The sequence below is a fragment of the Dyella sp. AtDHG13 genome (genome assembly GCF_003201105.1).
Lineage (GTDB): Bacteria > Pseudomonadota > Gammaproteobacteria > Xanthomonadales > Rhodanobacteraceae > Dyella > Dyella jiangningensis_B.
Genome location: NZ_QICJ01000002.1, coordinates 100,848 through 114,786 on the forward strand (window position 1 = coordinate 100,848; position 13,939 = coordinate 114,786).

Annotated in this window: 10 protein-coding genes; 5 read left to right on the forward strand and 5 right to left on the reverse strand. The window is 66.6% G+C overall.

Annotated elements, in window-relative coordinates:
* Window positions 1–49 precede the first annotated feature (49 nt).
* The 3 genes from BDW41_RS03240 to BDW41_RS03250 are packed head-to-tail and all read left to right on the forward strand — an operon-like array spanning window position 50 to window position 4,760.
* Window positions 50–2,662, forward strand: coding sequence for an MMPL family transporter (locus tag BDW41_RS03240; RefSeq protein WP_199535264.1), 2,613 nt, complete (start codon window positions 50–52; stop codon window positions 2,660–2,662).
* A 24-nt stretch (window positions 2,663–2,686) separates the two neighbouring features.
* Entirely contained in the window at window positions 2,687–3,049 is a 363-nt protein-coding gene (locus BDW41_RS03245; protein WP_074546564.1) for a copper resistance CopC family protein, read from the forward strand.
* A gap of 55 nt (window positions 3,050–3,104) precedes the next feature.
* Window positions 3,105–4,760 (forward strand): CopD family protein, encoded by a 1,656-nt coding sequence (locus tag BDW41_RS03250; RefSeq protein ID WP_074546566.1) that lies wholly within the window; start codon window positions 3,105–3,107, stop codon window positions 4,758–4,760.
* 7 nt (window positions 4,761–4,767) lie between these two features.
* On the opposite strand, the gene BDW41_RS03255 is transcribed toward BDW41_RS03250, so the two are convergent.
* From BDW41_RS03255 to BDW41_RS03275, 5 genes are all read right to left on the reverse strand, one after another.
* The gene (locus tag BDW41_RS03255; protein ID WP_233496759.1) at window positions 4,768–5,634 is read right to left on the reverse strand and encodes a farnesyl diphosphate synthase; all 867 of its coding nucleotides are present in this window, start codon (window positions 5,632–5,634) and stop codon (window positions 4,768–4,770) included.
* Between the two features lie 92 nt (window positions 5,635–5,726).
* Entirely contained in the window at window positions 5,727–6,929 is a 1,203-nt protein-coding gene (gene ispC / locus BDW41_RS03260) for a 1-deoxy-D-xylulose-5-phosphate reductoisomerase (protein WP_074546570.1), read from the reverse strand.
* On the reverse strand, window positions 6,926–7,855 hold the full coding sequence (gene ispH, locus BDW41_RS03265; RefSeq protein WP_074546572.1) for a 4-hydroxy-3-methylbut-2-enyl diphosphate reductase: 930 nt from the start codon (window positions 7,853–7,855) through the stop codon (window positions 6,926–6,928). Before ispH ends, ispC begins: the two co-directional genes overlap by 4 nt.
* Window positions 7,852–9,768 (reverse strand): 1-deoxy-D-xylulose-5-phosphate synthase, encoded by a 1,917-nt coding sequence (gene dxs, locus BDW41_RS03270; protein ID WP_074546575.1) that lies wholly within the window; start codon window positions 9,766–9,768, stop codon window positions 7,852–7,854. The genes ispH and dxs overlap by 4 nt, the downstream gene beginning before the upstream one ends.
* A gap of 151 nt (window positions 9,769–9,919) precedes the next feature.
* A complete protein-coding gene (locus tag BDW41_RS03275; protein ID WP_074546577.1) occupies window positions 9,920–10,696 on the reverse strand; it encodes a ferredoxin--NADP reductase in 777 nt (258 codons plus the stop codon).
* A 509-nt stretch (window positions 10,697–11,205) separates the two neighbouring features.
* Here BDW41_RS03275 and ahpC point away from each other — a divergent pair.
* Both ahpC and ahpF read left to right on the forward strand, forming a co-directional pair.
* Window positions 11,206–11,769 carry an alkyl hydroperoxide reductase subunit C gene (gene ahpC / locus BDW41_RS03280; protein WP_074546579.1) on the forward strand — a complete coding sequence of 188 codons (564 nt, stop codon included), beginning with the start codon at window positions 11,206–11,208 and terminating at the stop codon, window positions 11,767–11,769.
* A gap of 157 nt (window positions 11,770–11,926) precedes the next feature.
* The gene (gene ahpF / locus BDW41_RS03285; protein ID WP_074546581.1) at window positions 11,927–13,516 is read left to right on the forward strand and encodes an alkyl hydroperoxide reductase subunit F; all 1,590 of its coding nucleotides are present in this window, start codon (window positions 11,927–11,929) and stop codon (window positions 13,514–13,516) included.
* The last annotated feature ends 423 nt before the right edge of the window (window positions 13,517–13,939 follow it).

Here is a 13,939-nt window from a genome sequence, read left to right on the forward strand (position 1 = left end):
CCGGCCTCGACGCACGGCCCGCGGCATCGAAACCCGGAGACCTGACGGCGTGTTCAAAGCGATTCACAAAGGCCTGGTATCGGCGGTCGATCGCAGTGGCCGCCACCACTATGCGGTGCTCCTGATCGCCGCTGTGTTCGTCGTGCTGAGCCTGTGGGGTGCATCGAAGCACCTGAGCATCGATACCGACTCCGATCACCTGTTCTCCGACAAGCTGCCGTGGCGGCAGCAGAGCCTCGCCTTCGCGCGGCAGTTCCCGCAGTTCAGCGACACCCTGACCGCCGTGGTGCGCGCGCCCACGGCGGAGGAAGCACGCATCGCGGCGCAGGCGCTCAACGCGAAACTGGCGGCCGACAAGGAACACTTCCGTTCGTCGTCCACGCCCGGCATCAGCCCGTTCTTCAATCGCGAAGGCTTGTTGCTGCTGCCGCAGGATGAACTGGAAAGCACGCTCGACAGCATGCTGCAGGCGCAACCCCTGCTCGGTCCGCTGGCCAAGGATCCGTCCGCGCGCGGCCTGTTCAACGGCATCGACCTGATGGTGGAAGGCGTGCGGCGCGGCATGGCGAACGACCTGTCCTCCTACGACGCGGCGCTGGGCAATGTCGCGCACACCATGGAGGACGCCGTTGCCGGCAAGAACGCGCCGCTGTCGTGGCAGGCGCTGCTCACGCCCGACCTGGTCAACAGCAATGGCGGGCAGGAATTCATCCTGATCCATCCGGTGCTCGATCACACGGCGCTGGAACCCGGGCAAGCCGCCACGCAGGCCATGCTGCGGCTGGCCAACGAGCTGCCGGAGGTGAAGTCGGGCCGCGTGCGCGTGAACTACACCGGCTCGGTGCCGCTGGCGGACGAGGAATTCGCTTCGCTGACGGATCGCGCGGGCCCCATCGCCATCGGCAGCAGCCTGCTGCTGGTGTTCTGGCTGGTGTTGGCGCTGGGCACGTGGCGGCTGATCGTGCCGGTGATCATCACCCTGGTGGTGGGCCTGATCTACACCCTGGGTTTCGCCGCGCTCGCGGTGGGCCGCCTGAACCTGGTGTCCGTGGCATTCGCCGTGCTGTTCGTGGGCCTGGCGGTGGATTTCGGGATCCAGTTCGGCGTGCGGCTGCACGCGCGCCAGTACAGCGACCGCACCTTCGACGATTCGCTGCACGAAACCGCCCATCGCGTGGTCAGCCAGGTCGGCCTTGCCGCGCTGGCTACGGCCTGCGGCTTTCTCGCCTTCGCGCCGACCGATTTCACCGGCGTCGCCGAGCTCGGCATCATCGCCGGCGTCGGCATGCTGCTGGCGCTCATCTGCACGCTGACGGTACTGCCCGCGCTGCTGCGCCTGCTTTCCAAGGGGTCGCCGCACGCCGAGGTGGCGCTGCCCGGCGGCGCCAAGGCCGACGGCTGGTTGAACCGCCACCGCAAGGCGGTGCTGGTCGCCTTCGGCGTGCTCGGCATCGCGGGCATCTGGTGCGCGGCGACCATTCCCTTCGATGCCAACCCGCTGCACACCAAGCGCGCGGACAGCGAGGCGATGCGCACCCTCACCTCGCTGATGGACGACCCGAATACCAATCCCTTCACCATGGACCTGCTGGCGAAGGACCTGCCCGCCGCCAAGGTGATGAGCGAGAAGCTGGGCAAATTGCCGGAAGTGGCGCAGGTGGTGTCGGGCGTGGACTTCGTGCCCGCCGGGCAGGACGACAAGCTTGAGCAGCTGCAGCAGGCGTCCGACCTGATGTATGCCGTGCTGAACCCCGGCGAGAAAGTCGCCGCGCCCACCGCGGATGACATACGCAGCGCCGCCAGGGACACCAGCGAAGGCATCGCCAGCGTGGCCGACAAGCTGCCGGCGCAATCCCCGCTGCGCCGCATCGGCAAGGCGCTGGCCGCGCTGTCGCACGGCACCGACGCGCAGGTGGCCACGGCCAATGACGCGCTGACGAAGTTCCTGCCCTACACGCTTAACCAGCTCGCCGATTCGCTGTCCGCCACGCCCATCACCATGCAGAACCTGCCCGACGACCTGCGGCGCGACTGGTTCGCGCCCGATGGACGCGTCCGCATCCAGGTGACGCCCACGACCAAGGCGCAGAGCACCGCCGGCCTGCGCGACTTCGTAGGGGCGGTGCAGAAGATGGCGCCGGATGCGGCCGGTTCCGCCGTCGACACCATCAAGGCGGCCGACACCATCCTCATCGCCTTCCGCGAGGCGGCGATCTATGCCACCGCGGCCATCGCCATCGTGCTGATCCTGGTGCTGCGCCGCGCGCGCGATGCCGGCCTGGTGCTGGCCACGCTGCTGATGTCCGCCCTGCTCACCGCGCTGCTGGCGCGCCTGTTCGGCATCGCCATCAACTTCGCCAACATCATCGCGCTGCCGTTGCTGCTGGGCGTGGGCGTGTCGTTCAACGTGTACTTCGTGATGAACTGGCGCCACGGCATGCAGCTGTTCCTTGGCTCGCCGACGGCGCGCGCGATCCTGTTCTCCGCGCTCACCACGGGTACGGCCTTCGGCAGCCTGGCCATCGCCCGCCATCCGGGCACGGCCAGCATGGGCAGCGTGCTGCTGCTCAGCCTGGTGGCCGTGCTTCTGTCCACCTTCGCTTTCCTGCCCGCGATGCTTTATTCGATCGGGCGGTGCAAGCAACCCATCAGCCACGCCTGATCCCCATCGCCCCGGAGTCATCGCATGCCACTTCATCGCCGCGCCGCGTTCGCCGCCCTCGCCCTGCTCGCCAGCCTCGACGCCAGTGCGCACGCCATCCTCACCGACAGCACGCCCAAGGCCAATGGCAGCGTGCCCGCGGGCCACGTCGCGCTCGTGCTGAAGTACAACAGCAAGATCGACCAGGCGCGCTCGCGCCTGCTGCTTATCGCCTCCGACAAGAGCGAAACGCCGCTCGCCATCACCGCCGATGCGAAGAAGCCCAACGAACTGGACAGCTCGGCCGACCTGAAGCCCGGCAGCTACGTCATCCGCTGGCAGGCGCTGGCGCTGGACGGCCACATCACGCGCGGCGACCTGCCTTTCACCGTGACGACCGCGCCCTGAGCGCATCGCACGCTTTCCCCGCAACCGACCGCCACCGCTGACCAACGGGGGTTCCGTGGCACTGCTCGTCGATATCTTTGGTTACCTGAGCGTCATCCTGCATGGCCTGGTGATCGTCGCCCAATCCATGACGCTGGGCGGCCTGCTTTTCCTGGTGTTCCTGCTGCATCCGCTGTCCTCGCGGCTGACGCAGGGCGACGAGCTGGAGCGGCGCGTCGTGCGCCTGACGCGCTGGAGCGCCTGGGGGCTGCTGTTGGCCGAACTGGCGACGACGGCGCTGCAGGTGTCGGTGCTGATGTCGACCGTCGACCTGCCGTTCGGTAACGTGATGCAAGCGTCCTTCGCCGTGGCGGGCAGCGTGAAGATCGCATGTGCCTTGGTCATTGCCCTGAGCCTCGGCCAGCGCACCATGGCGCGGCCGTTGCCACGAGTGCTCCTGTTGCTGGTGGGGCTGGCCGAACTCGCTGCCGCCACCGCCACCACGCACGCGTATGCGCGACTGGACGACAACACCGTGCTGATGCTGGTCGAAGGCCTGCACCAGTTCGGTGCCGCGATCTGGATTGGCGCCATCCCCTGCTTCGTGCTCGTGCTGCGCCACCTGCAGGATGCCGACAGCCTGAGGCTGGTCGGTTCGCGCTTCTCCCGCATGTCGATCATCGGCGTGGCCTGCATCCTGGTGTCCGGCATCACCATGTGGATCTTCTACGTGGGTGATGCGCAGGGTTTCTATGGCACGGCCTACGGCGTCATGGTCGGCGCCAAGGTGGCCATGTTCATCGGCTTGCTGGGCCTGGGGCTGGGCAACTTCCTCGTCACCGAACGGCTACGCAAGGGGCGCGATGCGTCGGTGACGCGCATGCGCCGGTTTGCCGAGGTGGAGATCGGCATCGGCTTCACCATCTTCTTCGCCGCGGCGTCGCTGACCTCGGTGCCGCCTGCGGTGGACCTGACCACCGACCGCGTGACGCTGCATGAAATCGCCGTGCGCAATGCGCCCGCATGGCCGCGCCTGAGTTCGCCCGACCACGACACGCTGGCCATTTCGCAGTTGCAGACGCAGCTGGACCAGGATGCCGCGCGCGAGCATCAGGTGGCGCAGTCGGCGACCATTCCGGGCTCCGGCATCCTGCCGCCGCGCAACGCGGAAGACATCGCCTGGTCCGAGTACAACCACCATTGGGCGGGCATCTTCGTCCTGCTGATCGGCTTCCTTGCGCTGTTGAACCGCGCGGGCATGCGTTGGGCGCGGCATTGGCCACTGTTGTTCCTGCTGATGGCGGGCTTTCTGCTGGTCCGTTCCGATCCGGAGGTCTGGCCCCTGGGCCAGGAAGGATGGTGGATCGCGTGGCGCGACGTGGAAGTGGCGCAGCACCGGTTCTTCGTGGCGTTGATCATCCTGTTCGGCGCATTCGAATGGTCGGTGCGCACGGGGCGCCTGAAGAGCGAGCGCGCGGCGCTGGTGTTTCCGCTGCTGGTCGCCGTGGGTGGCGCCATGCTGCTCACGCACAGCCATCAGATTTCCAACGTGAAGGACCAGATGCTGATCGAGCTGACCCACACGCCGCTGGCACTGGCCGGCGTGGCCGCGGGTTGGGCGCGATGGCTGGAATTGCGGCTGCCCGGACGCGGCGGCCGCATCGCCGGCTATGTGTGGCCGGCGTGCTTCATGTTGATCGGCGTGATCCTGCTGTGGTATCGCGAGGCGTGATGCCCGCTCAGCGGATGCGGTGCACCACCATGTCGGCAAGGCCGTGCAGATGCGCGGCCCGCTCGCCCAGCGGCGCCAACGCAAGGCGCGCCCGTTCGCCCAGTTCCTCGGCCAGTTCGCGCGACGCGTCGAGGCCAAGCAGGGACACATAGGTCGGCTTGTTGTCCTGCGCATCCTTGCCTGGCGTCTTGCCCAGGGTGGCGGCATCGGTAGTGACATCCAGGATGTCGTCCACCACCTGGAAGGCCAGCCCCACGGCGCGCTGATAGCCGTCGAGCGCGGCATGCAGTTCCGGCGACATGGTTTCCGCACCGCAATGCGCGCCCATGAATACCGCCGCGCGCAGCAAGGCGCCGGTCTTCAGGCGATGCATCTGCTCGAGCTCATCGCGCGCCAGCACATGGCCCACGCTTTCCAGGTCGATCGCCTGGCCGCCCACCATGCCTTGCGAACTGCTGGCCGAGGCCAGTTCCTTCAGCAAGGCGACGCGCTGGCCGGCGCTCGCCGGCAGATCGCCGATCACGGCAAACGCCTGCGCCTGCAGTCCATCGCCCACCAGGATCGCCATCGCCTCGCCGTAACGCACGTGCACCGTCGGCTGCCCGCGCCGGAGCAGATCGTTGTCCATGGGGGGAAGGTCGTCATGCACCAGGGAGTAGGCATGGATCATTTCGATCGCGCTGGCGGCGCCATCGAGGATCACCGGATCGGCGTCCACCAGTTCGCCCGCGGCATGACACAGCAAGGCGCGCAGGCGCTTGCCGCCGCCCAGCGTGGCGTAGCGCATGCCGTCGTGCAGCGTCGCCGGCACCGTGTCGACCGACGGCAGGTAGTGCTCCAGCGCACGCTCGGTGCGCTGCAGGATCCGTGGCATCCAGGTTTCCATAGCCTCGGCGTATGCCGGCGCGCCGGACGACGCGGGCCACAGTTGAATCGCTTCACTCACGAACGGGTCTCCGCATCACATCAATGTATGGCTGCCGCATGCAGCGCCGGTAGCTGGGCAATGGACTGGCGAGCCGTCGCGCGCGCCCTTTCGTCGGCGCCAAGGATATCGTCCAGTGTCGCGGAAGCGGGCAGCGCCGGCAGCTGGTCCAGCGCGCGCTCCACCACCCGCGCGATATCGGTGAAGCGGATCTGCTCGCGCAGGAAGGCATCGACTGCGATCTCGTTGGCCGCATTCAAGGTCACGCTGGCACTGCAGCCGTCGCGCAGTACGCGCAGGCCCAGACGCAGGCATGGGAACCTGGCCAAGTCCGGCGCATGGAAACTCAGGTTGGACATGCGGGTGAGGTCCAGCGGCGTCACGCCCGAATCCACACGCTCGGGATGCGCCATGGCGTGCGCGATCGGCGTGCGCATGTCGGGATTGCCCAGCTGCGCCAACACCGACTGATCGGCGTAGGCCACCATCGAGTGGATCACGCTCTGCGGATGGATCAGCACTTCGATGCGTTCGGGCGGCATGTCGAACAGCCATCGGGCTTCGATCACCTCAAGCCCCTTGTTCATCATGGTGGCGGAGTCGACGGAAATCTTGCGCCCCATCACCCAGTTCGGATGCTTGCAGGCCTGGTCGGGCGTCACCTCGTCGAGCGTGTCCAGCTCGCGATGCAGGAACGGGCCGCCCGAAGCGGTGAGGATCAGGCGCTCCACGCCCGCACCCGAACACGACCCCGTGCCAAGGCACTGGAAGATGGCGTTGTGCTCGCTGTCCAGCGGCAACAGGGTGGCACCGTGCTCGGCCACCGTGCGCATGAACAGCGCGCCGGACATGACCAGCGCCTCCTTGTTGGCGAGCAGGATCTTCTTGCCCGCGCGCGCCGCCGCCAGCGACGAGGCCAGGCCCGCCGCCCCGACGATGGCGGCCACCACGGTATCGCAACCCGCCGCACTCGCCACCGCGCTCAGCGCCTGCGGCCCGTATGCCACCTCGGTAGGCAGCCGGGCCGCGCGCAGCTTCTGTTCCAGTTCCGCCGCGCCTTCCGCATCGCCCACCACCGCCACTTCAGGCAGGAACGCACGGCACTGGTCGAACAGGCGGTCGATCTGGCGATGCGCCGTCAACGCGAACACGCGAAAGCGATCCGGATGACGCGCCACCACATCCAGCGTGCTGGTGCCAATGGAACCGGTGGAGCCAAGAATGCTCAGGCGCTGCACGTTCATGACACGGCCTCCAACACCACGGGGAGAGGAAACACCGCGCGCTCGCGGCGTCCTTCCATGGTGACCAGCTCCACCGGAGCCAGCAGCCGCAAGGCGCGCAACACATCGTCGACCGAGGCCTCCGGCGCCGACGCCCCCGCCGTCAGGCCCACGGTGCGCGCATCGACTACCCATTCCGGCCTCAGCTCGCCGCCATCGGCCAGCAGATAGCTGGGAACGCCAAGCTCTTCGGCGATCTCCTGCAACCGGCGCGAATTGGAGCTGTTCGGCGAACCGACCACCAGCATCACGTCCACCTGCCCCGCCAGTTCGCGCACGGCGCTCTGGCGGTTCTGCGTGGCGTAGCAGATGTCGCCCACGCTGGGCCCGGAAAGATTGGCGAAGCGTCGGCGCATTACGTCGATGATGCGCCGCGTGTCGTCGACACTCAGCGTGGTCTGCGAGACATAGGCGAGCGGCGCATCCGCGGGAAAGTCGAGCGCCTCGGCTTCCGCCACGTCCTGCACCAGCACCACCGGCCCGGGAATCTGGTCCAGCGTGCCGACGACTTCAGGGTGGCCGGCATGGCCGATCAGCACCACCGTGCGTCCTTCCTGCGCATAGCGCTGGCCCTGGTGATGCACCTTGGATACCAGCGGACACGTCGCATCCAGCACTTGAAGACCGCGACGCTCGGCCAATGTCTCGACGGAGCGGCCCACGCCATGCGCGCTGAAAATGGCGTGCGCGCCTTCGGGCACTTCGTTCAGATCGTCGACGAAGATCGCGCCCTTGGAACGCAGGTCGTCGACCACGTGCCGGTTGTGCACGATCTCGTGATGCACGTAAACCGGTGCGCCGAAACGCTGCAGCGCGCGCTCCACGATTTCGATGGCGCGGACCACGCCGGCACAGAACCCACGCGGCTGGGCAAGTATCACCTTCATGGAGAGCGGGCCTCGCGCGCCACGGCGCAACTGGGTTTGGCGGCCAGCGCCTTGTCGGTGAAGCGCTGGATGGACGCGCGGATGCCGTCGGCATCCAGGCCATAGTGATTGAGCAGGATCGCCGGATCGCCGTGCTCCACGAATTCGTCCGGCAGGCCCAGGCGAAGCACCGGCACCGCGATGCCGGCGTTGGACAGGCATTCGAGGCAGGCCGATCCGGCGCCGCCCTGCAGGCAGCCCTCCTCCACCGTGACCAGCACGTCATGCGTCTGCGCCAGCTGCTTCACCAGCGCCTCGTCCAGCGGCTTCACGAAACGCATGTTGGCGACGGTGGCGTCCAGCGTCTCGGCGGCGGTCAGGCTGGGCGCCACCATCGAGCCGAACGCGAGAATGGCCACGCGCTGCCCCGGCGGCTGGCCGCCATGCCGCCGCAACTCGCCCTTGCCGATGGGCAGCACGCTCATCGCCGCTTCCGTGGGCACGCCCGGTCCGCTGCCGCGCGGGTAACGCACCGCGCAAGGACCATCGTGATTCACCGCCGTATGCAGCATCTGGCGGCACTCGTTCTCGTCCGAGGCGGCCATCACCACCATGTTCGGAATGCAGCGCAGATAGGCCAGGTCGAACGCGCCCATGTGCGTCGCGCCATCGGCGCCGACGATGCCGGCGCGGTCGATAGCGAAGGCCACCGGCAGGTTCTGCAGCGCCACGTCATGGATGAGCTGGTCGTAGCCGCGCTGCAGGAAGGTGGAATAGATCGCCACCACCGGGCGCAAGCCTTCCGTCGCCAGGCCCGCCGCGAACGTCACCGCGTGCTGCTCGGCGATGGCGACGTCGAAATAGCGATCCGGGAAGCGCTTCTCGAATTCCACCAGCCCCGAGCCCTCGCGCATGGCGGGCGTGATGCCGACGATGCGCGGATCCTGCGCCGCCTCGTCGCACAGCCATTCGGAGAACACCTGCGTGTAGCTCTTGCGCGCCGCCTTGGCGGACGAGACCAGGCCGATCGTGGGATCGAACTTGCCCGGTCCGTGGTACTGGATCGGGTCGGCCTCGGCCAGCTTGTAGCCGTGTCCCTTCTGCGTGATCACGTGCAGGAACTGCGGCCCGCGCAGGCCCTTGATGTTCTGCAGGGCCGGAATCAAAACGTCCAGGTCGTGCCCGTCGATGGGGCCGGTGTAGTTGAAGCCGAATTCCTCGAACAGCGGCGACGGCACCACCATGCCCTTCATCTGCGACTCCAGCCGCGAAGCCAGATGGCTGATCGGCGGGATCGGGCGCAGCGCGTAATGCACGCCCTGGCGCGCGTGCTGGTAGAAACGGCCGGAGATCAGCCGGCCGAAGCAGTAGCGCAAGGCGCCCACCGGCGGCGAGATGGACATGTCGTTGTCGTTGAGCACCACCAGCAAGGGCAAGTCTTCCGCCACGCCGGCATTGTTCATCGCCTCGAAGGCCATGCCCGCGCTGAGCGCGCCGTCGCCGATCACCGCGATGCTGTGGCGCGTGTCGCCCAGGATGCGCGCGGCCTGCGCCATGCCCAGCGCGGCGGAAATGGAGGTGCTGGAATGCGCCGTGCCGAAGGTGTCGTACTCCGACTCGCTGCGCCGGGGAAAGCCGGAAATGCCATCGAGCTGGCGGATGCCGGCCATCGCCTCGCGGCGACCAGTGAGGATCTTGTGCGGATACGACTGATGGCCGACGTCCCACACCAACCGGTCGCCCGGAGTATCGAACATGTAGTGCAGCGCAATCGTCAGCTCGACGCTGCCGAGGTTGGAGGAGAGATGCCCGCCGGTGCGCGAAACGCTTTCCAGGATGAAGGCACGCAGCTCGCCGGCCAGCTGGTGCAGCGCCGGCATGTCCAGCTGGCGCAATTGCGCCGGTGTATCGACGGTTCGTAGCAGTTCGTACACGACGGACTCTCCTTGGGGCTAGGAGTCTCTTCACGTTTTCGGCCAAGCCATCGTGCCTGCCACCACCGGGCAACAACACCGCTTGAACACCACTACGGCGCGAGGCCGACAACGACATCGCACCGCCATACTGCATCCTGCTCGCCTGCATTCACCTTTCGACGAAGGCACGCTCGATCACGTAATCGCCCGGCTCGCGCGTGCGCGGCGACACCTTGAAGCCGCGGCCGTCCAGCAAGGCGCTGGTGTCGTCCAGCATGGCCTGGCTGCCGCACAGCATCACCCGGTCCGTGACCGGATTGAGCGGCGGCAGGCCGGCGGCATCGCTCATGCGTCCGTCGACGATCGCATCCGTGAGGCGACCGCGATGGTGAAAGGGTTCGCGCGTGACGCTGGGGTAATAGACCAGCTTCTCGCGCACCAGTTCGCCAAGGTACGAATGGCTCGGCAGTTCACGCTCCAGGTACTCCGCGAACACCAGGTCGCTGACGCGGCGCACGCCATGCGCCAGCACCACCTTGTCGAAGCGCTCGTACGTTTCCGGATCGCGCACGATGCTCAGGAACGGCGCCAGGCCCGTTCCCGTGCCGAGCAGGTACAGATGCTTGCCGGGCTTGAGGTCGTTGAGCACCAGCGTGCCGGTGGGCTTGCGGCTGACGATGATCGGGTCGCCCGGCTTGAGGTGCTGCAATCGCGAGGTGAGCGGCCCGTCCGGCACCTTGATGCTGACGAATTCCAGGTGTTCCTCGTAGTTGGCGCTGGCGATGGAATACGCGCGCAGCAGCGGCTTGCCCTCCACTTCCAGGCCGAGCATCACGAAGTGGCCGCTATCGAACCGGAAGCCCGGATCACGCGTGGTCCGGAAGCTGAAAAGGCTGTCGTTCCAGTGATGAACGTCGATCACGTACTCCGTCGCCAATGCCACCATCACAACCACCGTCGCCAAGTGAAGAGATGCTTGCAAGCAACCAGACCATTCGGCGCGCGTCACAGGTCGGCTGGCGTCGCATGGCTTGACCGTAGTTCTCTAGGTACAAGTACGGACCGGTGGAAGTCAATCCTGCGTCGTGATCTCTTTCGTCGAGGGCGCATTCCGCGCAATGTGCTTGCACGCATGCGCAAATCGTCACGCATCGCTCACATGGCGCCTGCTACTCGCCGCATCTCTTGCGTGGCTGTCGCACAAGTGCAACGCACGAGCAGTCACATGCGTGCCAGTGTCCCTGGCGCTCCAACGTAATGGCTGGTCGAATCGCCTCAGCGGGTTGGACCAGCGCGACCCAGCCACCATGTAGAAAGATGACGGGCACCCTTGGGGCGAGGGATGGCGAGTCATAGCCACCATCTATGATCATCATCCCGACAATCAATTAGACCTATGGCCGCCAAGCCCGTATTCTTAGGCTTCCACCAACCACAACCAACGGAAAAACAACGATGTCGTTGATCAATACCGAAATCAAACCGTTCAAGGCCAATGCTTTCAAGGATGGCCAGTTCATCGAAGTGACCGATGCCTCGCTGAAGGGCAAGTGGTCCGTGGTGGTGTTCTACCCCGCTGACTTCACCTTCGTGTGCCCGACCGAGCTGGAAGACCTTGCCGACCATTACGAGCAGTTCCAGAAGCTGGGCGTCGAAATCTACGGCGTGTCGACCGACACGCACTTCGCCCACAAGGCATGGCACGACACCTCCGACGCGATCAAGAAGGTCAAGTACACCCTGATCGGCGATCCGACCGGCACCATCACCCGCAACTTCGACGTGATGATCGAAGAAGAAGGCCTGGCGCTGCGCGGCACCTTCCTGATCAATCCGGAAGGCCAGATCAAGCTGTGCGAAATCCACGACAACGGCATCGGCCGCTCGGCTGCCGAGCTGCTGCGCAAGGTCAAGGCCGCCCAGTACGTCGCTTCCCACCCGGGCGAAGTGTGCCCGGCCAAGTGGCAGGAAGGCGACAAGACCCTGAAGCCGTCGCTCAGCCTTGTCGGCAAGATCTAAGTTCTACCCCGTAGCACTGTCTTGCGGCCCGCTGCATCGGGCCGCACCGGACCCGGCGTCCTGCCGGGTCCTTCTTCCGAACATCAAGGCGCGCACCACGCCCGGCCACGGCCAGGGCGATGGCCACGCTCACCCCGAATAAACGACGGAGTCACCCATGCTGGATGCCGATCTGAAGTCCCAACTGCAGGCCTACCTCGAGAAGGTCGTACACCCGATCGAGCTTCTGGCCTCCCTCGACGGCAGCGAGAAGTCGCAGGAGCTCAAGGCCCTGCTGGAAGACATCGCCCCGCTGTCGGACAAGATTTCGCTGCGCCTGGACGGCACGGCGGCGCGCAAGCCGTCGTTCGCCATCAATCGCGTCGGCACCGATGTCGGCGTGAGCTTCGCCGGCATCCCGATGGGCCACGAGTTCACCTCGCTGGTGCTGGCCCTGCTGCAGGTGGGCGGGCATCCGTCCAAGGCCACGCAGGACGTGATCGAGCAGGTGCGCAACCTCGACGGCGAATACCGCTTCGAGACGTTCATGTCGCTGTCCTGCCACAGCTGCCCGGACACCGTGCAGGCGCTGAACCTGATGAGCGTGCTCAACCCGAACATCTCGCACGTCGCCATCGACGGCGCGCTGTTCCAGGACGAGGTGAACGAGCGCCAGGTGATGGCCGTGCCCACCGTGTTCCTCAACGGCGAGTTCTTCGACACCGGCCGCATGGAGATCGAGCAGATCGCCGCGCGCCTGGACACCAACGCCCATGCGCGCGCCGCCGAGCGGCTGAGCGCCAAGGCGCCGTTCGACGTGCTGGTGGTGGGCGGCGGCCCGGCCGGTGCGGCAGCGGCGATCTACGCCGCGCGCAAGGGCATCCGCACCGGCGTGGCGGCGGAGCGTTTCGGCGGCCAGGTGCTGGACACCATGGCCATCGAGAACTTCATCTCCGTGCCCTACACCGAAGGCCCGAAGCTCGCGGCCTCGCTGGAACAGCACGTGCACGAATACGACGTGGACGTGATGAACCTGCAGCGCGCCGAGCAGCTGATTCCCGCCACCACTGAAGGCGGCCTGCATGAAGTGCGCCTCGCCAACGGCGCCGTGCTGAAGTCCAGGACGGTGATCCTTTCCACCGGCGCGCGCTGGCGCAACATGAACGTGCCGGGCGAGCAGGAGTACCGCAACAAGGGCGTGACCTACTGCCCGCACTGCGACGGCCCGCTGTTCAAGGGCAAGCGCGTGGCGGTGATCGGCGGCGGCAACTCCGGCGTGGAGGCGGCCATCGATCTGGCCGGCATCGTGGGCCACGTGACCCTGCTGGAGTTCGACGGCAAGCTGCGTGCGGACGAGGTCCTGCAGCGCAAGCTGCGCAGCCTGCCGAACGTGGGCGTCATCGTCAGCGCGCAGACCACCGAGGTCGTCGGCGATGGCCAGAAGGTGACGGGCCTCAACTACACCGACCGCACCAGCGGACAGAATCACCACGTGGCGCTGGAAGGCGTGTTCGTGCAGATCGGCCTGCTGCCCAACACCGACTGGCTGAAGGGCACGATCAAGCTGTCGCCGCGCCACGAGATCGAAGTGGACGCGCGTGGCGAGACGTCGGTGCCGGGCGTGTTTGCGGCCGGCGACGTCACCACCGCGCCATACAAGCAGATCGTCATCGCGATGGGCGAAGGCGCCAAGGCCTCGCTGAGCGCCTTCGACTACCTGATCCGCCTGCCGGTGGAGCAGACCGAGAAGGAAAGCGTCGCCGCCTGACCACCTCGTTGCACCGCCCGGTCCCGCGCAGCCGCTCCCCTCACGGCTCGCGGGGCCGGGCTTTTTTTTGCGCGCAAAACGGCCCGCAGACCAGGCGTGGCGCGGCTTATAACCCTGGGTTCTCTCGACATGAGAAACCCTCATCTGCCTAAGTCTTTCAATCGTTCCAAAGTCAGGCTTTCATAGCCTCACCCATCGCCACCGGCGCAACACCGCGTCGTGGCATCGAGGCACCGGGATTCCCCGTCCCGGCCAAGGGGCCACTCTCCGAACGCCGTCGCCCATGCGGAAGCCTGGGGTTGCGAAAGCCTGTGGCTATCGCATTGCGCATGGATGCGCTCGGCGACGGCACCCGCTTCCCGAAACTTCGAGAACCGACTTTGAACAAGCACTTCGTTTCGCCGCGTCCATTGGCGGCCGCAC